Origin of the sequence: Brooklawnia cerclae (assembly GCF_011758645.1) — a bacterium.
In the GTDB taxonomy this organism is placed as follows: domain Bacteria; phylum Actinomycetota; class Actinomycetes; order Propionibacteriales; family Propionibacteriaceae; genus Brooklawnia; species Brooklawnia cerclae.
The window spans coordinates 1-23,181 of record NZ_JAAMOZ010000001.1; the positions used below are offsets into that span (position 1 = coordinate 1).

At 67.9% G+C, this 23,181-nt stretch carries 26 protein-coding genes; 17 read left to right on the forward strand and 9 right to left on the reverse strand.

Features of this window, described 5'->3' with window-relative positions:
- From FB473_RS00005 to FB473_RS00040, 8 genes are all read left to right on the forward strand, one after another.
- Positions 1-1,716: hypothetical protein (locus FB473_RS00005; RefSeq protein WP_208390372.1), on the forward strand; the 1,716-nt coding region annotated here is incomplete at its 5' end.
- A 52-nt stretch (positions 1,717-1,768) separates the two neighbouring features.
- A complete protein-coding gene (locus FB473_RS00010; protein ID WP_167163672.1) occupies positions 1,769-2,059 on the forward strand; it encodes a hypothetical protein in 291 nt (96 codons plus the stop codon).
- Positions 2,056-2,493, forward strand: coding sequence for a hypothetical protein (locus FB473_RS00015; protein ID WP_167163674.1), 438 nt, complete (start codon positions 2,056-2,058; stop codon positions 2,491-2,493). Before FB473_RS00010 ends, FB473_RS00015 begins: the two co-directional genes overlap by 4 nt.
- Entirely contained in the window at positions 2,490-2,693 is a 204-nt protein-coding gene (locus FB473_RS00020; RefSeq protein WP_167163675.1) for a hypothetical protein, read from the forward strand. Before FB473_RS00015 ends, FB473_RS00020 begins: the two co-directional genes overlap by 4 nt.
- A gap of 14 nt (positions 2,694-2,707) precedes the next feature.
- Entirely contained in the window at positions 2,708-3,496 is a 789-nt protein-coding gene (locus FB473_RS00025) for a hypothetical protein (RefSeq protein ID WP_167163677.1), read from the forward strand.
- Between the two features lie 13 nt (positions 3,497-3,509).
- Positions 3,510-3,716, forward strand: a complete 207-nt coding sequence (locus tag FB473_RS00030; RefSeq protein ID WP_167163679.1) for a hypothetical protein — start codon at positions 3,510-3,512, stop codon at positions 3,714-3,716.
- Positions 3,717-3,783: 67 nt separating this feature from the next.
- Positions 3,784-4,143: a hypothetical protein gene (locus FB473_RS00035; protein WP_167163681.1), complete on the forward strand. Its 360-nt coding sequence runs from the start codon at positions 3,784-3,786 to the stop codon at positions 4,141-4,143.
- Entirely contained in the window at positions 4,143-4,385 is a 243-nt protein-coding gene (locus FB473_RS00040; protein ID WP_167163683.1) for a hypothetical protein, read from the forward strand. Before FB473_RS00035 ends, FB473_RS00040 begins: the two co-directional genes overlap by 1 nt.
- A 152-nt stretch (positions 4,386-4,537) precedes the next feature.
- Here FB473_RS00040 and FB473_RS00045 read toward each other — a convergent pair whose 3' ends face one another.
- Both FB473_RS00045 and FB473_RS00050 read right to left on the reverse strand, forming a co-directional pair.
- On the reverse strand, positions 4,538-5,353 hold the full coding sequence (locus FB473_RS00045) for a hypothetical protein (RefSeq protein WP_167163685.1): 816 nt from the start codon (positions 5,351-5,353) through the stop codon (positions 4,538-4,540).
- Positions 5,329-6,090, reverse strand: coding sequence for a hypothetical protein (locus FB473_RS00050; RefSeq protein WP_167163687.1), 762 nt, complete (start codon positions 6,088-6,090; stop codon positions 5,329-5,331). The genes FB473_RS00045 and FB473_RS00050 overlap by 25 nt, the downstream gene beginning before the upstream one ends.
- A gap of 250 nt (positions 6,091-6,340) precedes the next feature.
- Here FB473_RS00050 and FB473_RS00055 point away from each other — a divergent pair, with 250 nt between their 5' ends.
- The 6 genes from FB473_RS00055 (at position 6,341) to FB473_RS00080 (ending at position 12,124) form a co-directional block, all read left to right on the forward strand.
- Complete coding sequence (locus tag FB473_RS00055) at positions 6,341-6,784, forward strand: hypothetical protein (RefSeq protein ID WP_167163689.1); 444 nt, start codon at positions 6,341-6,343, stop codon at positions 6,782-6,784.
- Positions 6,785-7,171: 387 nt separating this feature from the next.
- A complete protein-coding gene (locus tag FB473_RS00060) occupies positions 7,172-7,840 on the forward strand; it encodes a response regulator transcription factor (RefSeq protein WP_167163691.1) in 669 nt (222 codons plus the stop codon).
- Complete coding sequence (locus tag FB473_RS00065) at positions 7,837-8,961, forward strand: sensor histidine kinase (protein WP_167163693.1); 1,125 nt, start codon at positions 7,837-7,839, stop codon at positions 8,959-8,961. Before FB473_RS00060 ends, FB473_RS00065 begins: the two co-directional genes overlap by 4 nt.
- Before the next feature lie 350 nt (positions 8,962-9,311).
- Complete coding sequence (locus tag FB473_RS00070) at positions 9,312-9,911, forward strand: recombinase family protein (RefSeq protein WP_167163696.1); 600 nt, start codon at positions 9,312-9,314, stop codon at positions 9,909-9,911.
- A 3-nt stretch (positions 9,912-9,914) separates the two neighbouring features.
- Positions 9,915-11,309: a Mu transposase C-terminal domain-containing protein gene (locus tag FB473_RS00075; protein WP_167163698.1), complete on the forward strand. Its 1,395-nt coding sequence runs from the start codon at positions 9,915-9,917 to the stop codon at positions 11,307-11,309.
- Positions 11,306-12,124, forward strand: coding sequence for an AAA family ATPase (locus FB473_RS00080; RefSeq protein WP_167163700.1), 819 nt, complete (start codon positions 11,306-11,308; stop codon positions 12,122-12,124). The genes FB473_RS00075 and FB473_RS00080 overlap by 4 nt, the downstream gene beginning before the upstream one ends.
- A 35-nt stretch (positions 12,125-12,159) precedes the next feature.
- Here FB473_RS00080 and FB473_RS00085 read toward each other — a convergent pair whose 3' ends face one another.
- Positions 12,160-12,534 (reverse strand): heavy metal-responsive transcriptional regulator, encoded by a 375-nt coding sequence (locus tag FB473_RS00085; protein ID WP_167163702.1) that lies wholly within the window; start codon positions 12,532-12,534, stop codon positions 12,160-12,162.
- A gap of 54 nt (positions 12,535-12,588) precedes the next feature.
- On the opposite strand from FB473_RS00085, the gene FB473_RS00090 reads away from it, so the two are divergent.
- The gene (locus FB473_RS00090; RefSeq protein ID WP_167163704.1) at positions 12,589-12,903 is read left to right on the forward strand and encodes a thioredoxin family protein; all 315 of its coding nucleotides are present in this window, start codon (positions 12,589-12,591) and stop codon (positions 12,901-12,903) included.
- Complete coding sequence (locus tag FB473_RS00095; protein ID WP_167163706.1) at positions 12,900-14,249, forward strand: FAD-dependent oxidoreductase; 1,350 nt, start codon at positions 12,900-12,902, stop codon at positions 14,247-14,249. Before FB473_RS00090 ends, FB473_RS00095 begins: the two co-directional genes overlap by 4 nt.
- A gap of 64 nt (positions 14,250-14,313) precedes the next feature.
- Here FB473_RS00095 and FB473_RS00100 read toward each other — a convergent pair whose 3' ends face one another.
- Together FB473_RS00100 and FB473_RS00105 are read right to left on the reverse strand one after the other, a co-directional pair.
- Entirely contained in the window at positions 14,314-14,535 is a 222-nt protein-coding gene (locus tag FB473_RS00100; RefSeq protein ID WP_167163708.1) for a hypothetical protein, read from the reverse strand.
- A 1-nt stretch (position 14,536) separates the two neighbouring features.
- Complete coding sequence (locus tag FB473_RS00105; RefSeq protein ID WP_167163709.1) at positions 14,537-15,091, reverse strand: sigma-70 family RNA polymerase sigma factor; 555 nt, start codon at positions 15,089-15,091, stop codon at positions 14,537-14,539.
- A gap of 650 nt (positions 15,092-15,741) precedes the next feature.
- Between FB473_RS00105 and FB473_RS00110 the strand changes: the two genes are divergently transcribed.
- Entirely contained in the window at positions 15,742-19,020 is a 3,279-nt protein-coding gene (locus FB473_RS00110) for an isoleucine--tRNA ligase (protein ID WP_376837331.1), read from the forward strand.
- Between the two features lie 80 nt (positions 19,021-19,100).
- Here the strand turns inward: FB473_RS00110 and FB473_RS00115 are convergent, their stop codons facing one another.
- From FB473_RS00115 to deoD, 4 genes are all read right to left on the reverse strand, one after another.
- Complete coding sequence (locus tag FB473_RS00115; RefSeq protein WP_167163712.1) at positions 19,101-20,567, reverse strand: catalase; 1,467 nt, start codon at positions 20,565-20,567, stop codon at positions 19,101-19,103.
- A complete protein-coding gene (locus FB473_RS00120) occupies positions 20,564-21,028 on the reverse strand; it encodes a Fur family transcriptional regulator (RefSeq protein ID WP_167163714.1) in 465 nt (154 codons plus the stop codon). The genes FB473_RS00115 and FB473_RS00120 overlap by 4 nt, the downstream gene beginning before the upstream one ends.
- A gap of 105 nt (positions 21,029-21,133) precedes the next feature.
- Positions 21,134-22,402 carry a bifunctional phosphopantothenoylcysteine decarboxylase/phosphopantothenate--cysteine ligase CoaBC gene (coaBC, locus tag FB473_RS00125; RefSeq protein WP_208390373.1) on the reverse strand — a complete coding sequence of 423 codons (1,269 nt, stop codon included), beginning with the start codon at positions 22,400-22,402 and terminating at the stop codon, positions 21,134-21,136.
- Positions 22,403-22,425: 23 nt separating this feature from the next.
- Positions 22,426-23,139 carry a purine-nucleoside phosphorylase gene (deoD, locus tag FB473_RS00130; RefSeq protein WP_167163716.1) on the reverse strand — a complete coding sequence of 238 codons (714 nt, stop codon included), beginning with the start codon at positions 23,137-23,139 and terminating at the stop codon, positions 22,426-22,428.
- Positions 23,140-23,181: the final 42 nt, after the last annotated feature.

Consider the following 23,181-nt stretch of genomic DNA (forward strand, 5'->3'; position numbering starts at 1 on the left):
ACGAACGGGGCACCCGCGGGAGCGGCGGTGACCGCGACGACAATCGAGGCCGCCGCTGGCCGGACTCTCCCCAGGCTCGACGTCAGCAACGATTCCACCGCGGCGAGGTGGCTCGCGAGCAACCTCGGTCGCGGCCCGTTGGCTGGCGCGTTCCGGCGCGGCGACTTCCTTGTCCTTGTGCCGCGCATCGGTGAGGAGGGTTACACGCCCGCCGACGAGCGCGACGGGCCGGCGCGGGTGCGGATCATGACGGCTGGCCACCTCGCCTCGATGGTGCACGGCCGGTTCGACTGCTTCCGGGTGGTCATGGGAGCAGACCGCACGCCGCGGGAGAAGCCCTCGCTGTTCCCGATCACGTCCGCCAGGACCGCGGTCGACGGGCTCGACGACCTGCGCGGCGTGCGCACTCTGCGCGGCGTGACCCACACGCCGATGGTCCGGCGCGACGGCACGGTGCTAGACGTGCCGGGCTACGACGACACAACAGGGTTCCTCTACCTGCCCGACCGTGGGCTCGTGGTGGAGCGCGTCTCCGAGCACCCGAGCCGGGGAGAGGTCGACCGCGCCCGTGCCCTGCTGCTGGAGATGGTGCACGACTTCGACTTCGTCACCCCCAGCGACCGCGCCAACTTTCTCGGCACGCTGGCCTCGCCGCTGCTCCGCAACGCCCTCCCGGGTCCCTTCGCGGGGGTTGTGATCGAGGCCCCCCAGCGCGGCTCGGGCAAGTCTCTGCTGGCCGCCACATACCGGATTCTGCACGGCGCCGTGCTCCGCATCGATACGCCATCGAGTGAGGCGGAGTTCGAGAAGGAGCTCGGCGCCATCTTCGACACGACAACGGCGCCCGTCGTCCACTTCGACAACGTGACCGGCACGCTCCGCTCGCCGGTGCTCGCAGGCGTGCTGACGTCGGAGACCTACGGCATCCGCCGGCTCGGTGCCAGCGAGCGCATCGAGACCGTCAACGACCGGCTGTTCATCTTCACCGGGAACAACCTTTCTCTCGGCGGCGACCTCGTGCGGCGCATGATCCACGTCCGCATCGACCCCGGCGTCCCCCAGCCGGAGATGCGGACCGGCTTCCGCATCCCCGACCTCAAGGCTTGGGCCGAGGACCATCGGGGCGAGCTGCTCTGGGCTCTGCTCACGATCGTGCGCGCTTGGTACGCCGACGGCCGGCCGGGGCTTCCCTCCGAGTCGCGCGCCGACACCTTCGCTCAGGTCCGCGAGAGCGTGGGCGCAATGCTCCGGCATGCGGGCATCGACGGAACGTTCGATGCCCAGGAGACCAAGCCCGCCGACGACGGCGAGGACTCCCAGGAGTGGGCGACCTTCCTGGCGGCCGTCCACGAGGTGCTCGGCGCCGGCGCGTGGCGGGCGCGTGACGTCGTGGACAAGACGCGGCGCAACGACGCCTTCGACAACAAGGACACGGCCACTATCCGGTGCAGCGACCTGCCGGGCGACCTTGCTCCCCGGCACGCCCGCTACGAGGACGTCGCCAAGTCCCTCGGTCGCTGGCTGGCCAACCACCGCAACCAGTGGGCGGGCGGCTATCGAGTCATCGAGGCCGGCGAGGACCGCAAGGGCAAGTCGTGGCGCGTCGAGACTCTCCAGCCGTCCCAGGCGTGCGGGTTTACGGGTTTGGAGGGTTTCTCCGAAGCCCTGACGGGGGGGAGCAGTGACAGGGAACGAGTGAGAGGGACCAATCCATAACCCTCAATACCCGCAAACCCACACGGCTATCGACTACACGAGGAGCAACAAGATGACCAGCAAGACGCCCGCCGCCGTGGCCGGCACCGACCAGCTCGTGGAGCGGCTCACCCGCTACCTCGATGCGCTCGATGTCCTGATCACCGAGGGCCGCACGGCCGACGCCGGCCCGGTGCTCGATCCTGAGTACGCCGCCGCCGCGCAGGTCTACGCCCAGGCCGCCCAGGCAACCGCCGCCGCGCTCGCCGTCCTGCCGAGCGGGGCGACCGGCGAGCTGTGGACGGCCCCGACACCTACCCCGCCGGCCTTCCTGAACATGGGCGCCGAGGACGGTACGCGGTGAACGCCCGTGACGAGGCGGCACGCCGCCTGCTCGCACTCGCGCCAGAGGAGGCACGCGAGGCCGTCCGCACTGCCAGCGATGAGGTACTGCGGGCGGCAGTCCTGCTCGCGGGCGAGCGTCCCTCGCGCGTCCGGCACCGTGCCGCCGAGCCGACCATCGAGCCCCGGCCGCGCCCCGTCCTCCGCGTGCCCGAGGAGTGGCGGCGTCCTGTGGCCGTCGTCATCGACGGCGTCGCGGGCACCACCCAGGAGCAGGCCTCAGCGGTGCGCGAGGTGGGCGTCGCCGCGTGCGGCCAGCCGGGCGCGGTCTATCGCTCCCGCTGGGTGGTGCCCGCGCCACGCTCGGGCGCCAGAGCCGTCGAGGTGGCCCTGCGCGCCCTCGCGGCCGGCGAGTTCACCGCGGCCGAGGCGTTCGTGCGGGGGCGGTTCGAGTGAGGCTCACCGTCGCCGACGTGCTGACCCACGCGGACGCAGACGGCCCGATCAGCCTGCTGCGCGCCGACGTCGCCGCCCTTCCCGCCGCCGAGGTGCTCCGCGCCCTCGACGTACCGCCCGGGGCTCACCGGGCCCTCCAGGGCCTCGCGCGCCAGATCCACCAGACCACCCGGCGGGACCGCCCCGCCGGGGAGAAGTAGAGGAGCACCCGACCATGTCCGCACAGATCAAGCTCGTCACCGAGGGCGAGTACCGGCACACGCTGGCCGGCCCCGCCGAGAAGCTGCTCATGCTCACGCGGCGCCCGCCCGAGACGGACGAGTGCGCGGCGGCGGTGCACGCGCTGGAGAGCACCATCGACGACTACCTCGACGCCCTCCACAAGCTCCAGGCCGTCGACGACGCCGAGCGTGACTACGAGGCCAAGATCCACGAGGAGGCCGTCGCCGCTGTCGAGGACGGACGCCAGCCCAAGGCCGCCAAGCGCCCCGATTTCGAGGACGGCCGGCTCAAGCTCGGCGCGACCCGCGACGCCCTGCTCGCCAAGGCGCAGCGGGCGCGCGCCGCCCTGGACCGCCAGATCGACGCCGATAGCGAGGCACAGGGCCTCAAGGACGGCGCGGCGGTGCCCGGCCTCTACGAGGAGGCGGTCGGCGCCGTCCGGGCCGCCCGCGCGGCGTTCGAGCGCCTGCTGGCCGCCCGGGACCGGGCCATCGACCAGCTCGCCGGCAACCCCAACTACATCGTGCGCAACCTCCCGTGGCACGGCCCCGCGGCCGAGGCGTTCGAGGCGGCCGAGGCGTGGATCACGGCCAACGAGGCGTGCTTCCTCGACCTCACCATCGACGTCCGCGAGATCACGCCGAGCCTGACCGTGCGCCGCCACATGGCTACGGCTGGCCAGATGGACGAGCTCTACGCCATCGAGCTCCGCGAGGGCTTCCGGATCACCCAGCACGCCAAGGGACACACGCCGGCACTCATCCCGTCCTACTACCACTGAGGAGATCCCCACCATGAGCACCGACTCCCCCGTCGCCGCCGCGCTCCACGCTCTGACGGCCAACCACGACCTGACCACCGCCGATCGCGACGCCCTCGTCACCGCCAGTGCCGTCGTCGAGCGCCTCGCCACGCCCGAGCGCGAGGAGCTGCGCGATCTCGCCGGCCTGTTCGACGACGCCGGCCCCGACACGGGCGACCTCGCCGCCCTGTTCGACTGACCGCCAGGCGGGCGAGGCGGCTATAGGCCCCTCGCCCCCCTGGCACCAAACCGAGAGGACAAGATCCATGACCACCAACCGCCGCACGCCCGCCGGGCTCGGCACCTCGGGCAAGAAGTTGTGGCACTCCATCGCTGACCAGTTCGAGATCGAGGAGCACGAGGCCCTGCTGCTCGTCGAAGCCTGCCGCGTCGCCGACCGCCTCGACGCCCTCGCCGCCGCTCAGCGCGACGCCCCCCTCACGGTGACGAGCGCCAAGGGCGACGAGGTCGCCAGCCCGTACCTTGTGGAGGCCCGCCAGCAGGCCATCGTGCTCTCGCGTCTCATCGCGTCCCTCCGCCTGCCCACCGGCGACGAGGGCGAGGAGAAGCGCCCGCAGCGGCGCGGCGCCGCCCGGGGCGCCTACGGCATCAAGGGTGTGGTCTGATGCGTCGCAAGCGCCCCCGCAGCGCGCCCGTCCACCCGCTCCCCCGACTGTCCCCGGGCCTCACCCGCGACGGATGGCTGGCCGCGATGCGCCAGGAGTGGGCTGACGCCCACGAGGAGGGCTCGGACAGATGGGCCGACACGCACGCCGCACTCGACGAGATCGAGGCGTTCGAGGTCTCCGGCGCCGACGCTGCCGAACGCATCCGCACGCTCGTGCAGAGCTGGGAGGCGACCGCGTGAAGGCGACGCTTGCGCGTTCTCTGGCTGCACGAACCGGGCCGCTGCGTGCGGCCTCTGCGCCAGCCATCAACACCAAGAGAAGCAGGGCCAGCCGCTCCGCCCGCTGCCCAGTGCCGGGCGGCGCCCGACCTAGGAGGAGCCCGGCTAACAGCTCACACGCTTAGGACCGGCACTCCCATAGCAGCCGCCAGATTCGAGGCGCTTTCGGTTTCCGTGAGATCAACCGTATTGGCGTACTTCTCGATCAGGTTGACCTGCCTTTCCCACTCTGCGCCACCTGGGACATACATAACGACGAAGTCATCGATCGACGTTGCCCGCCCTACGTTATCGATGCGGAATAGCAGGTCGTTCACGCGAGTTTCGCTCCGCTTCGCGGAGTCCCGCAACGACAACTTTTCCATCAGAGTCGTGGCGCCGTGCTGGTAGCGGTAGTCAAAGGTGTACGACCGGCGCACGCCCTTGATCTCGATCCCGATGGGTACATCGCGCTCGATTCGGTGCCCGTAGGGCAGACGGATCTCGCTCAGGGTCTCCTCCGCCAGCTCATCGACTGACTTTTCGTGCGGACGGGGCTCGCCTACCAACTCCTTGAACAACTCATTGGCACAACTTGCAGGGTCACGGGCCCAGGCTTCATCCCAAATCTCGCCGCACCGTTCCAGCAAGTAATTGTCGGGCCGACGCCTCAGGCGCTCGACCCTTTCGTCCAGTCGCCTTCGCTCGGCTTCCTTCCGGACGAACGTCACCCAGGCTTTGTAGGTTTCCGAACCACCCAATGCACGAGGGAGTGAACGACCGTCGATCTTCCCCGTGTCGTCCTCACCGATGAAGCGCGCGGCGAACCCATCGTCACCCATGACGATGACGCCAACATTCACAGGCTCATTACGGAGGACGTCAGGACGGTGCTTCAGCAGGTACCAAGATGTCATCGTGGATCTCAGCCCCTCTCCGGAATCGTCCACTGCGTCACCACAGCGAAGTCGTCTCGCGCAGCCTCTACGAGGATTCGAAGGTAGTCCCTCCTATGGACAATGAAGTCAACCAGCGCCTCCGCGAGGTTCCTATCGACGAGTCTTGCCAGCTGACAGGTGCCCACGATGCGCTTGATCTCCTCATCGCGGACTGACTTGATGCGCTCCAACCACTCCTCTAGATACTCGATGGTCGGGAGGATCCGCGCAATAGGGTGTCCGAGGAGCGGCTTGTGTCGGTGGTCCTCCAGCGACTTGAGGGGATCCGGCGGCTTCGGACCAATGAGTGCGCAGTCGTGGTCGAAGGCAGCGACACCGAGCGTTGGCAGGTAACCAAGGTTGTCGTCGTGGCGGTCGCCGTTGAACACCCAGTGGTCCAGGGCAACGATCCCGGTGGCCTCCCACAGGCGATCTCCCACGAGAGCGTCCAAGTCCGCTGGAGGAGGGTTCTGTCCGTTCTCTCCGAACCCGACCGACACGTAGCCGTATGTAGCGCCGTAGCCGATCGCGACGAGCTCCCCTGGTGGCACCGGCGCGCCAATGGCGAGACCGAGCCTTGAGGCGATGAAGTCGTTGACGACTCCATACGGCCGCTCCTCTGACTTCTCGCGCGCATACGCAGCGAGGCGGACGTTGTGCACCGCACCGGTGCCGCCTGCCCGCGAAGCACCCGCGATCTCCAGCTTGAGGGCCTGGTACCCCAGGGGCCCCGAGGGCAACCGCGCCATGACCCCGCCTTCGAGAGGATGATTGGGCTGCAGGTTATCGCACCTCAGTGGCTCGTATCTGCCACGTTCACCTGGGAGCGGTCGCAGCGTCGCAAGCCGCCATGAGTCGCGGTCCGCGGGCCGGGCGTGGGCCGGGGTCATCTCCCGGCGCCTCAAATTTGGCCCCGACCAGCCGATAATCGAAGTATCAGCGTCGACCATCGCGGGACGACGACCGGCATCGATCGATGCCATGCACTTAGGAGTAACCATGAGTCACGCCGCTCTCCGATTGGTGGGCGCCGGCGCCGCTATGGCGTGCGTCCTCGCGCTCACCGCGTGCAGTTCCGCTGCGAACGACGCAGCCCAAGCCGCCTACGACGCTTGCCACAAGCCCGACGCCAAGACGGATCTGTTCCGCCTCGATGGGAACACAGTTCACATTGAAGTCAAGGGCGACGCCGCAAAGACCATGGCCGGCGGCGACGACATAGCCGAGAACCTCGACACATCGGGCGAGTTCGCCGAGGGCGACCTCGACGGCTTCGGCATCATGGCTGGGATGTACTTCGGCGTCGAGTGCCTCGCTGAGGAGACCGGGTTCCCCGGCTCGGTCGACGAGCTCAGGGACGGTGACGAGTGGGACGGCTGGCGCTACTCCGAGGAGAGTGGGGTCGGCTCGGAGGTCGCGTTCTCTTTCGAGTCGACGCTCTAACGCAAGCGTCGCCGGCCAGCTCGGCCGCCCCGGCGCGAACGGTGTGGGGTGGAGGCGAGTCCCCCCGTACGTTTCAGGTCAGACGCATTTCCACCTGCTATGCGACCCGGTCGGGCAGGCCGGCGAGCTCGGGGGTCACCCCCCAGGGGGCGAGCGACGACGACGCGCGCGACGGCGAGGCGGCGGCCAAAGGGTGAGCGACGACAGCGCGGCGAGCGAGGAGAGCGACGACGGGCGCACCAGCCAGGCACCCACCCCGCACACGACGACGGCGACCCTCGCAATTTCCGAGGATCGCCGTCGTTGATATCTGGACTAGGAGCGCTGTGCTCTGCTACGTTGAGCGAGTCAGGCACCCATAACTCGCAGGATCCCAACGGAAACGGGATGCCAGCGCCGGACCTCTCAGTCCAGGTAGTCGCCGGCTACCTCGAACGGGAGGGTTTCGAGGTAGCCGTCGCCGGCGAGGGGCACGCCGCGCTGGACCTCGCGCGGGACCGGGAGCCCGACGTCGTCGTGCTGGATCTGATGCTCCCGGGCATCGACGGACTAGAGGTGTGTCGGCGGCTGCGGACGTTCTCCGACGCCTACGTCATCATGCTGACCGCCCGCACCGAGGAGCTCGACCGGGTGATCGGGCTCTCCACGGGGGCGGACGACTACGTCACAAAGCCGTTCTCGGCGCCGGAGCTGGTGGCGCGGGTGCGTGCGATGCTCCGGCGCCCACGCGCCGGCACGGCCAGGGATGAGCCGGTGCGCCGGGTCGGGGACCTCACCATCGACCCGGTGACCCGTGAGGCCCTCCGCGGCGGTCAGCGCCTGGAGCTGACGCGTACCGAATTCGACCTGCTCGACGTCCTGACCGAGCGTCCCGGGCACGTGCTCAGCCGGGATCAGATCTTCGAACAGGTCTGGGGCGGGCAGTGGTTCGGCGACCGCCACGTCGTGGACGTCCACGTGGCGAACTTGCGGCGCAAGCTCGGCGACGACGCCCAGTCTCCCCGCTACATCCGCACCGTACGCGGCTTCGGCTACGGCATGGGAGCCGGCACATGACCCGCCGGCCCGTGGGCCTCGGGCCGCGCCTCTTCCTGGCCCAGGGCCTCGTCGTCGTGACAGGTGCGCTGACCCTCCTGGGCGTCACCCTGATGCTCGCCCCCGGGCTGTTCGAGGACCACCTGAGCCAGATGCCCGAGCCGGTGGGCGCCGCCTCTGAGCGGCACATCATCGCGGCCTTCCTCGGGGCCACGGGGACCTCCCTCGCCGTGGCCGTGCTCGCTTCCCTGGTCACTGTGCTGGCCGTGAGCTGGTTCGTGACACGGCGGGTCGTCCGACCGATCCAGGCCATGGCCGGCGCGGCAGACCGCATCGCCGGCGGAGACTACACCGCCCGGGTGAGCGTCAGGGGCACCGGCCCGGAGCTGGAGGCCCTGGGCAAGGCGCTGGACCAGACGGCGCACGACCTCGCCGTCACCGAGCGCACTCGCGCTGAGATGCTCCGCGACGTCGCACACGAACTACGCACACCGCTGACGGCGTTGCGCGGATACATCGACGCCCTCTCCGACGGCGTGCTGCAGCTCGACGCCGACGCGGTCCGCACCCTGCACGCTGAGCTGGCGCGCGTCGAACGGCTCGTGGACGACCTCGCCACCGTCTCCCGAGCCGAGGAACGCCGGCTCGACCTGCACCTGCGAGCCATGGCCCCCGCGCAGCTGGTGGATGCCGCCGTGGAGGCTGCCCGGGCGGCGTACGCCAGGGCCGGGGTGCGCCTGCGGACCGACGTGACCGCGGGCCTGCCTGACGTGCGCGTGGACCAGGACCGGATCCAGGAGGTGTTCACCAACCTGCTCGACAACGCCCTCCGGCACACCGCCGCACCTGGCGCCGTGACGCTCACCGGCCGCCGCAGCGGCGCTGGCGCTGTCGAACTCGCGGTGGCGGACACCGGCGACGGCCTGGCCCCCGAGCACCTCCGACGCGTCTTCGAGCGCTTCTACCGCGCCGACCCCGGCCGCTCCCGCCAGCACGGCGGCAGCGGCATCGGCCTGACCATCGCCCGAGCCCTAACCGAGGCCCACGGCGGACACATCAGGGCCACCAGCGACGGCCCCGGTCAGGGAGCCACCTTCACCGTCACTCTCCCGACGACACCGCCCACTGTGCCACCGCCTTGAGATCCCCAGGCAGCCTCAGAACGCAGTTCTTCGCCGAGGTTGGCGGACCGACACCGTCCCCCGGCGGAGATCGCGATCCGGGCGGGAATCGTTGATGACTCGCGGCGGAGTGCGGCGGCCGTCGCGGGTGGCTTGGCGAAGAACGCGTGGAGGCTCCAGGCGCGCGCCCGCACTATCGCGTCGTACCGTTAACGAACGATTCCGCTACAGCGACGACGAGGGCTCGTCGCACTCTTCCGGATGCTTGACACTTCGCGGTTCTCAACCCATGGCGTTTGTAACGAAACTCAGTGCCGGATTCTATGGCTCGATACTTCCCGTGCTGGATGAGTATCGCTACAGTCAACGCCATGGGGCATCTGCTGGGCTATGCGCGTGTGTCGACGACCGATCAGGACGCTTCGCTGCAGATCGACGCGCTGACCGCAGCCGGCTGCTACCGGGTCTTCGTCGACACGATCTCGGGCTCCCTGGACCACCGGCCCGAGTTGGAGAAGCTGATGGACCAGCTGCGTCCGGGGGACACGCTGGTGGTGTGGCGGCTGGACCGGCTGGGTCGCTCAATCCGGCATCTCATCGACCAGTTGCAGACTCTGTCCGAGCGCGGCGTGGGGTTCCGCTCCCTGCAGGAGACGATCGACACCACCTCCTCGGGTGGGCGGCTGGTGTTCCATGTCTTCGCCGCGTTGGCCGAGTTCGAGCGGGACCTGATCCGTGAGCGCACCCACGCAGGACTGGCCGCCGCCCGGGCCCGTGGCCGCAAAGGCGGGCGACCGCCCGCCCTGTCGCCGGATCAGGTCAAGGCGGCGAGGCGGATGTATGAGGAGAACGAGATGACGGTGGCGCAGATCGGTGCGGTGCTGGGCGTCAGCCGCGCCACCATCTACCGTGCTCTGAACCGCAACAGCGCCCCAGTGGTGCAACCACGGCAGTCGAGAAGCGCCGTGTAGGTCATGGACGCGGCCGGGCGCTGGCAGATCCTCAGGCTTCACGTCGAGGACCAGATCCCGCTCGCCGCCCTGGCCCGGGACACCGGTGTCGGGCTGCGCACGCTGGAGCGTTGGCACGGCCGCTACCGTGCCGAGGGCTACGCGGGCCTCGGTGCGCGAAGACGCGCTGATGCCGGCAGCCATCGCCTGCCCGCCGAGCTCGTGTCCTTGGTCGAAGGGCTGGCGTTGAGCAAGCCGCGCCCGGCGATCATCACCGTCCACCGCAAGGTCAGTGCCATCTGCGAGGAGCAGGGATGGCCGGTGCCCTCCTATGGCGTGGTGCGGGCGATCGTCGCCGGCCTCGATCCGGGCATGGTCACCCTCGCCCTGGAAGGGCCGGCGTCGTATCGCGACAAGTACGAGCTGGCGTTGCGCCGACGGGCCGAGCGCCCCAACGCGATGTGGCAGGCCGACCACACCATGCTCGACATCCTCGTGGTGGGCGCCGACAGTAAGCCTGCCCGGCCATGGCTCACCACGATCATCGATGACCACTCCCGGGCGATCTGCGGCTACACCGTCTTCCTCGGCGCACCCTCAGCGATGAACACCGCCCTGGCGCTGCGGCAGGCGATCTGGCACAAGAGCGACCTGAGTTGGCCGATGTGCGGCATCCCCGACGTGCTCTACGTCGACCACGGCAGCGACTTCATCAGCCACCAGGTCACCGCCACCGCCGTAGATCTGCACATTCGGCTGATCCACTCCACCGTCGCTCGCCCGCAGGGCCGCGGGAAGGTCGAGAGGTTCTTCGGCACCGTCAACACCGAGCTCCTGGCAGATCTCGCCGGACACATCACCAGGGGGCACCCCTGGCCCACGCCGAAGCTGTCACTGGCAGAGCTCGACACCGCCCTGGAATCGTTCGTCACCACTTACAACGACCGGCCCCACAGCGAGATCGGCACCTCACCACGCGCTGCGTGGATCGGGGAGGGTTGGCTGCCGCGCATGCCCGAGAGCCTGGAAGACCTCGACGGGCTGCTGCTGACCGTGGCCAAGACCAGGATCGTGCGCCGCGACGGCATCCGCTTCCAGGGGCTGCGCTACATCTCCCCGACCCTGGCCGGCTACGTCGGGCGATCGGTCCTCATCCGCTACGACCCCAGGGACATCACCGAGATCCGCGTCTTCGACCACGAGGAGTTCATCTGCAAGGCCGTCAACCAGGACCACCACGGCCAGAAGGTCAGCCTCAAAGAGATTCAAGCCGCCCGCAACGCCCGCCGCCGCGCCCTCCGCGAAGGAATCAACGAACGCATCGCCGTCGTGGCCACCCACACCTCCCCGACCCCACCGGCCAAGGCGCCGCCGGCGCCGCGACGGAAGTTGAAGGTCTACAAGGAGGACCTGAGGTGAACCAGCGCTTCATCGTGACCAAGGAACACCGCCGCTTCACCGAGTTCGCCAACGCCGTACGCCGCGGCCACACCATCGGCCTGTGCTTCGGGCCCGCCGGCGTGGGCAAGACCCTGTCCGCGCGCCGCTACGCCCGCTGGGACCAGACCCACGACCTGCTGACCGATTGGGGTCCTCGCACCGAGGATGACGCGAATGTCTACGCCGCGCTGGCCAAGAGCCGAACCGTGCTCTACACCCCCAGCGTCCTGACCACCCCACGGACCTTGCAGGAGGAGCTCCACGAGGTCGTCACCCGCACCAACATCTGCATCGAGCAGCACCTGCACCCCGTCGGTCAGGGCCCGATAGTGACGTCACGCAAGCGACACTTCGAGAACTACGTGCAACTGATCATCGTCGATGAGTCCGAACGACTCCGCGCCACGGCTCTGGAACTCCTGCGCGACCGCTACGACCGCGACAACATCGCCCTCATCCTCATCGGCATGCCCGGCCTGGAGAAACAGTTCAGCCACTACCCGCAGTTCTACAGCCGCGTCGGCTTCGCTCACCAATACCGACCGCTGGGCAATGACGAACTGCTCTTCGTCCTGCAACGGCACTGGGTCACCCTCGGCAAGACACTCGACCCCGCGGACTTCACCGACGCCCAAGCCATCGCCGCCATTGCCCGCATCACTCGCGGGAACTTCCGGCTCCTGGAACGCCTCTTCCCCCAGGTCGAGCGCATACTGAAGATCAACGAGCTCGACACCATCACCGATGACGTCATCGAAGCCGCCGCCAGCACCCTCGTCATCGGAGTCACCTGACTGACCGCCACATACCACCGACAAAACCCCGCCATCTAACGGCGCAGACCACACGTCGCTGGGTCGACGGCCGAACTGGTGGTGAGCATGTCGACGAGTTCTGTTTCGAGACGGGCGAGTTCTTGTTGACGGACCCTGACTTCATTGAGTTTGCCATCGAGCAGCGAGTGCACGTGCGAGCAGGGCGCCTGCCCGTCTTCCCGGAGAGTGAGGACTCCGGCGATGTCGGCCAGCGTCAATCCGGCAGATTGAGCGGCGCGAATGAATCCGACGCGGGAAGCGACCTCATCGTCATAGACCCGGTATCCATTGCTTTGTCGACTCGGTGCAGAAAGTAGCCCTTCGCGTTCGTAGAAACGAAGGGTCTGGGTGCTGACTCCCGTGGTGGCGGCGAGGTCTCCAATGCGCATACCCCCATTTCACCACTTGACCTTGTACCGGGCTGCAACGTTTACGGTCGATGCATGCAGATCACGTTGCAGTACTTCGATGGGTGCCCGAACTGGGAGACGGCCGCGGATCGCCTCGCGGTGATCGCCGCGGAACGATCCGACGTCACGGTGAGCCGGCAGCTCATCGAGACGCAGGAGGAAGCGGAAGCTCTCGACTTCCGCGGGTCCCCGACTCTCCTGGCCGACGGTGTGCCGCTGTTTCCCGCGCCAGAAGCTCCGCCCGGCCTGTCGTGCCGGGTGTATTTGACACCGGCAGGTCTTGCCGGGTCGCCCACGACAGAGCAGATCCGGGACGCCATCAGGACCGTCGAAGCGGGTATCCGGTGAGTGACGCGTTCGATCTGCTGGTCATCGGTGCAGGCATGGCGGGCACGTCCGCTGCGAACAAGTGTGCGGCGCAGGGCTGGCGGGTCGGGATTGTCGACGCGTTGCCCTACGGCGGTACCTGCGCGCTCCGGGGATGCGACCCGAAAAAGATCCTCCGCCGCGGCGCCGAAATCGTCGATGCCGCCCGGCTGATGAACGACACCGGCATCACAGAAGGCGGCCTCCGTGTCGACTGGCCGGCCCTGATGCGGCGCAAGCGCGGCTTCACCGACGGTGTCCCGAAAGGCATGGAAGACGAACTCACCGGCAACGGTGCCACCACTTTTCACGGCCACGCCGAGTTCACTGGCCCGAACACCCTCACCATCGATGGCACTACCCACCACGCCGACCGCTTCCTCATCGCCACCGGGGCCACCCCGAGGCCGTTGACGTTCCCCGGTGCGGCACACCTCATCGACAGCACCCAATTCCTCGACCTCGATGCTCTACCGCAGCGGATCGTGTTCATCGGCGGCGGCTTCATCTCGTTCGAGTTCGCGCACATCGCCGCCCGCACCGGCGCGCAGTGCACGATCATCGACCACGGCCCGCGACCCCTGCGCGAGTTCGACCCCGACCTGGTGGAGTTGCTGACCTCCCGCACCGAGCAAGCCGGCATCCACGTCTACCGAAACACCAACGTCACCGCCATCGAGGCCACCCCCGCCGGGTTCCAGATCAGCATCAACACCCACGGCACGACCACCCGTCTTGACGCGGACCTCGTCGTTCATGGAGCAGGTCGCGTCCCCGCCCTCGATGGCCTCCATTTGGACGCTGCCGGTATTGCCGGCAGCCTACGTGGAGTCACCGTCGCCGGGCACCTGCAAAGCACCACCAACCCCGCCGTCTATGCCGCAGGAGACGCCGCCGACACCGCGGGACGTCCCCTGACTCCGGTGGCCGTGTTTGAGGGGAAAGTCGCCGCGTCGAACATGCTCAAAGGAACCACCACAGCACCCGACTACACCGGGGTCCCCACGACCGTGTTCACCATCCCGGAGCTGAACCGGGTCGGCCTCCTCGAAGAAGAAGCCGCCACAAGCCACAACACCGCCGTTCGCTTCACTGACACCAGCAACTGGTACTCCACCTACCGGGTCGCCGAAACCACCGCCGCCGCGAAGATCATCATCGATACCGACACCGATCAGATCCTTGGCGCGCACCTGCTCGGCCCCGGCTACTCCGAACTGATCAACACCTTCGGCATCGCCATCAAACTGGGTCTCACCACCCGGCAACTCAAATCCACCACCGCCACCTACCCCTCCCTCGGCTCCGACCTCGGCTCCCTACTCTGACCAACTAACACACAGAGCCGACTACCTCTGCTTTCCGTCAGTTGCCGGCCAGCCACACCCGTCACTAAGCGATCACAAAACACCGCCAAAAAGCGACAATGTCCACAGTAAGGGTCACCGCGATAGCGACGACGCCCACGGCTGCGGCAGCGGCACCGATCGTGCGCACCCGCACGAAACTGTGGTGCTGAACGGCGGCATTGATCGATTTGGCGGCCAGCGCGTTGCTGAAGGACGAAGGCTGGGCCGGCATGTCCCGGAGCCGCTGGAGGTCGTTGATGTCCATGTCAATCCCCCCGCGTCGTTCGTCGGGCGAATCCACGGCGGCCACGGGCGGTGGTCCGCTCGTCGGCATCCTCGGGCTCGGGTTGGGATAGCTGTGTCCGCATCTTTCCGAGTGCCCGGTGCGCGGTCACACGCACCCAGGTCTCTTGTCGTCCCAGTTGCTCGGCAACTTTGCTGGCCGGCTGATCGTCCAGGTAGCGCGCCACGACCACGGCGCGCTCGAGGGGGGTGAGGCAGGCGAGCCCGTTCGCGACCTCGATCTCGGCGTCGATGCCCGGCCAGGGGTCGACGGAACCCGGCACCTCGATCTCGGTCGGCGACTCGAGGTAGCTGTGCTTGCGCGTGCGGGTGAGGAAGTGATTCGTCAGGATGGTGTGCAGGTAGGCGGCGGGGTTGTCGGCAGCCCGCACCTGGCGCCACTTCGTGAGCGCGGTCATGGCCGTCTCCTGGACGAGATCCTCCGCCAGGTGCCAGTCGTGGGCGAGCAGAAGGGCGCGACGGAAGAGCGCTGGCGTCTCCTGTCGCACCAACTCCTGGTAGCCGTCAGGCGCACCCACGAGCAGCCTCCTGACGGGTTCAGGCCGGGCAATCGGCGGGGCGATAGCTGTGCACTGATGTGCAGCGAAAATCGCACCCCCACAATAGCCTCCCCTGCCGCTGGGGTCTTCGGCCGTTCCAAGCCCCGCAGCGCGGTGGTGATGCCTCCGGGCCCCCCGACCCTTCGGAATGCGGGCGTTCACCACTGCACGTGTTGGTGGACGCTCCCCCCGAGCGTCCACCAACAACCGACCTTGACAACGCACCCATCCGGCGGATGCCAGTCGCGGCCGGGGCTTGGAAAACCGGTGCGCGCACACCCCCCAGCGGCGCGTCGCCGTTTTCGGCCTCACCTAGTACGACGACTTCGGCCGCCATTTCGTTACAACGAACGAAAAAATCCTTTCCTCCGCCCCCTCACCAGGAGCGATGGCCGGGTTTTCCGCACACGGGGGCGTCGCCTACAATTGGGGACGCTGCTGCGAGGCCGTGATGGGGCCATCACCCCGGAGCCGCCGGAAGAACAGCCGGGACGACGACCCGGCCCATTAGAACCGGCCGCAGGGCTGCTATCGAGTGGGGGCGCTCAGCGCGTCCCAACAAGGGTGGTACCGCGGACGCCCGCACACGGGTTTTCGTCCCTTGAATCGGCTTTTGACGAGGGATGACGATGAGCGAGAGCGTCAAGCAGGCGTCCGGGCAGTACCGTGCGGTGCCCGCGCAGATCGACCTGGCGGCCATGGACCACCAGGTCCTCGGGCTCTGGGCCCGCCACGACACGTTCAACCGCAGCTGGCAGGCCACCCGCGACGGCCGGTCGTGGACCTTCTTCGAGGGTCCGCCCACAGCGAACGGCCATCCTGGCACCCACCACATCGAGGCTCGCGTCTTCAAGGACGTCTTCCCGCGGTTCAAGACCATGCAAGGACGCCGCGTCGACCGCAAGGCCGGTTGGGACTGCCACGGTCTGCCCGTCGAACTCGCCGTCGAGCAGGAACTCGGCATCGATCACAAGAGCGAGATCGAGGCCTTCGGCATCGAGAAGTTCAACGAACTGTGCCGCACCTCGGTCACCCGGTACGTGGACGAGTTCACCGAACTCACCCGCCGCATGGGCTACTGGGTGAACCTCGACGACGCCTACTGGACGATGGACCCGCACTACGTCGAATCCGAGTGGTGGGCGCTGAAGAAGATCTTCGACGCGGGCCTCCTCGTCGAGGACCACCGCGTCGCCCCGTACTGCCCTCGCGACGAGACCACTCTGTCGGACCACGAGGTCGCCCAGGGCTACGAGGACGTCACCGACCCGTCGGTATATGTGAGGTTTCCGCTGACCAGCGGCCCATGGGCGGGCGCGTCCCTGCTCGTGTGGACGACGACCCCGTGGACGCTGGTCAGCAACACCGCCGTGGCAGTTCACCCCGACGTCACCTACGTGCGGGTTCGCCCTTCGACAAGCTCAGGGAGCCCTTCGACAGGCTCAGGGGACGTTGCGACAGGCTCAGGGGGCCCTTCGACAGGCTCAGGGGGCGTTGCGACAGGCTCAGGGAGCGTTGCGGGGGGCGAACTCGTCGTCGCCGAGCCGCTGTTCGCGTCCCTGCTGGGGGCCACCGCGGACGACGAGCCCGCCTGGGAGATCGTCGACGCCGTCCAGGGGCGTGACATGGAGCGCTGGGACTACCAGCGTCCCTTCGAGCTCGTGCAGTTCGAACACAAGGCCAACTACGTCGTCCTGGCCGACTACGTCACCACGGAGGACGGCACCGGCCTGGTGCACCAGGCTCCCGCCTTCGGCGCCGACGACCTGGCGGTCTGCCGTGCCTACGGCCTCGAGATGGTCAATCCGATCCGCAAGGACGGCACGTTCTCGCCCGAGGTCGGCATCGTCGGCGGCATGTTCTTCAAGAGCGCCGACAAGCCCCTCATGGACGACCTCACCGCCCGCGGCCTGATGTGGCGGGTCCTGCCCTACCAGCACTCCTACCCGCATTGCTGGCGTTGCCACACTCCGTTGATCTACTACGCCCAGCCTTCCTGGTACATCCGCACCACGCAGATCAAGGACGCGCTGCTGCGTGAGAACGAGGCGACGGCCTGGTACCCCGACAACATCAAGCACGGGCGCTACGGCGACTGGCTCAGCAACAACATCGACTGGGCGCTGTCGCGATCGCGGTACTGGGGCACCCCGCTGCCGATCTGGCGCAACGACGTCGACCCGTCGAATATGGTGTGCGTCGGTTCGCGCGACGAACTCGGCAGGCTCGCGGGCAAGGACCTTTCCGATCTCGACCCGCATCGTCCCTTCGTGGACGACATCACCTTCACCATCGACGGCACCCCGGGCACCTACCGGCGCGTCCCCGAGGTGATCGACGCATGGTTCGACTCCGGTTCGATGCCGTTCGCGCAATGGGGTTACCCGTACGTGGAGGGGTCGAAGGAGAAGTTCGAGAAGCACTACCCGGCCGACTTCATCTGCGAGGCCATCGACCAGACCCGCGGCTGGTTCTACACGCTCATGGCCGTGGGCACGCTGGTGTTCGACCAGTCGTCCTACCGCAACGTGCTGTGCCTGGGGCACATCCTGGCCGAGGACGGCCGCAAGATGTCCAAGCACCTGGGCAACATCCTGCTGCCGATCCCACTGATGGAGGAGCACGGCGCCGACGCGGTGCGCTGGTTCATGGCCTGCTCGGGCTCACCGTGGTCGGCCCGGCGCGTGGGGCACACCGCTCTCCAGGAGACCGTCCGCAAGGTGATGCTCACCTACTGGAACACCGTCGCCTTCCAGAGCCTGTACGCGAGGGCCAACGGCTGGCGTCCCGAGGGCACGCCCCCGCCGGTCGCCGACCGGCATGTGCTCGACCGGTGGCTGACCTCGGCCATCCAGCAGTTGATCGTCGGGGTGACCTCCGACCTGGAGAAGTTCGACACCCAGCACGCGGGCGGGCTCATCCAGGCGTTCGTCGACGAGCTGTCGAACTGGTATGTGCGGCGCAGCCGGCGCAGGTTCTGGGACGGCGACCCGTCGGCGCTGTGGACCCTGCACGAGACGCTGGAACAGCTCACGCGGCTCATGGCCCCGCTGACGCCTTTCATCACCGAACGCGTGTGGCAGGACCTGTTCGTCCCTACGAACCCGGATGGCCCTGATTCGGTGCACCTGACCACCTGGCCGGTCGCCGACGAGTCACTGATCGACGCGAAGCTCGGCGAGTCGATGGAACTTGCCCGCAGGCTGGTCGAGCTGGGACGCGCAGCACGCGCCGAAGCCAAGGTGAAGACGCGTCAGCCGTTGTCGAGGGCTCTTGTCGGGTCCGCGGCCCGGGCACAGCTGGACGACGAACTGGTCGGCGAGATCACTGCCGAGCTCAACGTCGGAGCGGTCGACGCGTTCACCGCTGCCGGCGACGTCGTCGACTACACGGCCAAGGCCAACTTCCGGGCGCTCGGCAAGCGGTACGGCAAACAGACCCCGGTGGTGGCGGCAGCCATCGCAGCCGCGGACGCCGCGATGCTGAGCTCGGAGCTGGCCTCGTCGGGACAGGTGTCCATCGATGTCGAGGGAGTCGGCGAGGTGGCGCTGCGGCCCGAGGACGTCTTCATCACCGAACGGCCCCGTGAGGGCTGGTCGGTGGTGGAGGAGGACGGCCAGACCATCGCGCTCGACCTGGAGCTCACCCCGGAACTCGTTCGGGCCGGACTGGCCCGCGAGGCGATCCGTTTCATCCAGGAGACGCGCAAGGCCTCGGGCCTGGACGTGAGCGACCGCATCTCGCTCCAGTGGGCCGCTTCGGACGAGGAGTTCACGGCGGCGGTCGTCGAGCACGCCCGGCAGATCGCCGACGAGGTCCTCGCCACCTCGATGGTGCGCGGCGAACCCGGTGAGGGCTGGGTCACGGACTCCGAGGCCGGGTTCTCGGTGCGGGTGACCAAGGCCTGAGGGCGGACAGACACAACATTGCGGAAGGTTGCGGGGCATACTCGCCGCGCAACCTTCCGCAATGATTTTCGCGAGCCGCGTCAGCCCTTCACAGTCGTGCGCAGCTTGGCACCCAGGTCGGCGTCCACCTGCGTCCAGTAGCCGAAGAAGTTCTCCAGCACCGTGTCATCGGCGATCTGCTTGCCCTGACCGGTGAGCGTCTCCACGAACCGCTCGCGGGCGCCGTCGTCGAACACCTCGCGGTACAGCGTGCCGGCTTGACCGAAGTCGTCGTCCTCGGAATGCAGCGTGGCCGCCTGCCGGACGAGGTCGCCGTCGGACTCCCACGAGGTGTCGATCGCGCCGACCTCGTCCGACCACGGGTCACCGAACGAGTTCGGTGCATAGGTGCTTGCTGCGCCCCGGTGGTCGTAGGTCATGTTGCCGTCGAAGTTGTAGCTGTGCACCTCGTTGACCGGCTTGTTGACCGGCAGCTGCTGGAAGTTCGTCCCGATGCGATAGCGCTGGGCGTCCGCGTAGGCGAACGTGCGGCCGAGCAGCATCTTGTCGGGCGAGAGGCCGACGCCCGGCACCTGATTGGCCGGCGAGAACGCCGCCTGCTCGATCTGCGCGAAGTGGTTCGTCGGGTTCTCGTTCAGGGTCAGCGTGCCGACCTTGATACGCGGGTAGTCCTTCTGCGAGACGGTCTTCGTCAGGTCGAAGATGTTGAACCGGTAGGTCTTGGCGTCCTCGTAGGGGATGATCTGCACGTAGAGGTCCCACTGCGGGAACTCGCCCCGGGCGATGGCGTCGAACAGGTCACGACGATGGAAGTCAGCGTCGGTTCCGGCGATCCGGTCGGCCTCGCTGTTGCCGATGGTGTGGAAGCCGAGCCTGCTGACGAAGTGGTACTTCACCCAGACCTTCTCGCCCGCCTCGTTGACCCACATGTAGGTGTGCGAGCCGTAGCCGTTCATCTCGCGCCACGTCCGCGGCAGGCCGCGGTCGCCCATCAGATAGGTGACCTGGTGGGCGGACTCCGGGTTCTGCGTCCAGAAGTCCCACTGCATCGTGGCGTCGCGCAGGCCCGAGTCGGGCAGGCGTTTCTGCGACCGGATGAAGTGCGGGAACTTCATGGGGTCGCGGATGAAGAAGACCGGTGTGTTGTTGCCGACGAGATCGAAGTTCCCCTCGGTCGTGTAGAACTTGAGCGCGAAACCCCGGACGTCGCGCCACGTGTCGGGCGAGCCCAGTTCACCGGCCACCGTGGAGAAGCGCAGCAGTGTGCGGGTCTTCGTCCCCGGCTGGAACACGGCGGCCTTGGTGTATGCCGAGACGTCCTCGGTCACCTCCAACTCACCGAACGCGCCCGAGCCCTTGGCGTGGGGGCGGCGTTCCGGCACGTTCATGCGGTTGAAGTGCGCGAGGGTCTCGATGAGGTGGTGGTCGTGCAGGACGATCGGGCCGTCTGGTCCGACGGTGAGCGAGTTGCGGTCGCTGACCGCCGGGATACCTGCTTGGGTCGTTGAACCGGTCGAGTGGTCCGGCTGGGACGGGTTCTCGGTCATGGTGTTTGCTCCTCGGGGTTGGTTGTGGCGATTTCGTGTCGGCAGTCGTCGCACAGGCCGCTGTACAGCACATCGGCGACTTCGATGGCGATGCCGTGGTCGTCGGACGGGGTCAGGCATGGGGCGTGGCCGACGGCACAGGCCACGTCCACCACGCGCCCGCAGCGGGTGCACACGGCATGGTGGTGGTTGTCGTGCAGATCGATCTCGAAGATGCCCGGGCCCTGGGGCAGCGCCAGCCGACGGATCAGGTGGCACTGGGACAGATCGGCCAGCACGTTGTACACCGACTGGGCGCTGAGCCTTTCCAGCCGGAGCCGGGCGTCCTGGACGATCTGGTCGGCGCTGGTGTGCGGATGCTCCCACAGCGATCGCAGAACCGCTAGCCGAGGGCCTGTTGCACGCAGGCCGTGGTCGTGGAGCAAAGCCGTCCACGATGGTTCGGCTGTGGTCGTGTGCATGACACGACCATACGTCTATTTTGATTTCTACAAATTAGAACCGGTGAAATCCGGGGAATCGATGTCGCCTGCCGTCGGGGCTCGTCGATGGTGCGAGCGGGGGAGTCAGTCGCGTCCACGCACCGTGAGGACGGCGTCCCACAAGGCATCGGCTGCCTCGCGCTTGCTCCCGGTGACGGTGCCGACCATCGTGTCGTCGCGATCGATGAACGCCAGCGTGTTGTCGTCGGACTCGAAGCCCTTGTGCCAGCCGACCTCGTTGACCGCCAGCAGATCGACTCCCTTGCGCTGCCGCTTGCGGCGTGCCCGGTCGAGCAGCAGATCGGGGTCGGTCTCGGTCTCCGCTGCGAAACCAACGATCGTCTGGTCCGGGCGGCGGCGTCCCACCAGGCCCGCCAGGATGTCCTCGGTGGCGACGAGATCGAGGGTGATCCTGTCGCCGGTCTCCTCCTTGGTGAGCTTGTGGTCGGACGAGTTCGCCACTCGGTAGTCGGCCACCGCGGCTGCCATCACGACGACGTCGGCGTCGGCCTCGTGTGCGGCGACCGCATCGCTCAACTCGGATGCCGTGTTCACCCGGACGACGGCGACGCGGGGGTGTGCGGTCGCCTTCGTGAGCACCTCGGTGTCGGTGTGGGCCGCGAGCAGAGTCACCTGTGCCCCGCGGTCGGCGGCGGCCAGCGCTACGGCGACACCCTGGCGCCCACTCGAGCGGTTGCCTATGTACCGGACGGGATCGATGGGCTCGCGGGTGCCGCCCGCGGTGACGACGGCGCGGACCCCGGCCAGGTCGGTGCCACGCGCCAGGAGGGCACGCACGTACGCGTGGATGGTCTCGGGCTCGACCATGCGTCCCGGGCCGGCGTCCCCGCCGGTGAGTGCGCCGTCGTCCGGCCCGACGATGTGGACGCCGCGCTGCCGCAGCACCTCGATGTTGTGGACCGTGGCCGGGTTCTGCCACATGGAGGTGTGCATGGCCGGAGCGATCACCAGCGGGGCGGTGGTCGCCAGCAGGCTGGTGGTCAACAGATCGTCGGCGAGCCCCGCGGACAGTCTCGCGATGAAGTCGGCGGTGGCCGGCGCCACAACTGCCAGGTCAGCGGAATGACCCAGCGAGACGTGGCGCACCTTCGCGACGTCCTCGAAGACCGACGTCGTGACGGGGTTGCGGCTGATCGCCTCCCAGATGGGCTTGCCGATGAACCTCAGGGCCGCTTCGGTGGGAAGCACGTGTACGTCGTGCCCCTCGAGGACGATCGAGCGCACCAACTGGACGGACTTGTACGCGGCGACGCCGCCTGTCACTCCGACGAGAATGAACACCCCTCGATTCTTCCATGCCCGCATGCGGGTGGATTCGGTGCGTTCCACCATGGGAGCCGGTGTTCGCGTGCCCCTCAGCTGTGTGCAGCGGCCACGGCGAGCCGCAGTGCCCCTTGGAAACTGGTCTCGCGCTGCTCGGCGCTCATGTTGTGGGACGCATCGAGCAGGTGATCGGAACAGGTGAGCACGGTGAGGGCCTGCTTGCCGAATTCGGCGGCGGCACCGTAGATGCCGGCCGACTCCATCTCGACCCCGAGCACGCCGTACTGGTCGAGCAGGGGGAGCCAGGTCTCGTCGTGGCTGGAGAAGTAGAAGTGGTCGTGCGAGGTGATCATGCCGACGTGAACCCGCTGGTCGCCCTCGACCGCGTCGACGGCGGCGCGGACCAGGTCGTAGCTGGCGACGGCGCTGTAGTTGAGCCCGGGCAGGCGCTGCTGGTTCATGTTGGAGTCGGTGTGGGCGCCCAGGGCGATGACGACGTCACCCACCTGAACCTTGCGCGCGATGCCGCCGCAGGTGCCGACGCGGATGATCCGTTCCACCCCGTAGAACTTGTACAGCTCCGTGGCGTACAGGGTCGCCGAGGGCATTCCCATGCCCGATCCCATGACCGACAGCGGCTGGCCGTCGACCGTGCCGGTGAAGGCCAGCGCACCGCGTACGTCGCTGATGAGCCGTGCGTCCGGCATGAGGAGCTTGGCGATGCGTTCGGCGCGCTTCGGGTCGCCCGGGAGCAGGACGGCGGGGGCGAAGTCGCCCGGCTCGGCGGAGATGTGCGGCGTTGCCACGGTCAGTGGTCCTTTCGGTAGTGCGAGTGGGTGGTGGTGGTC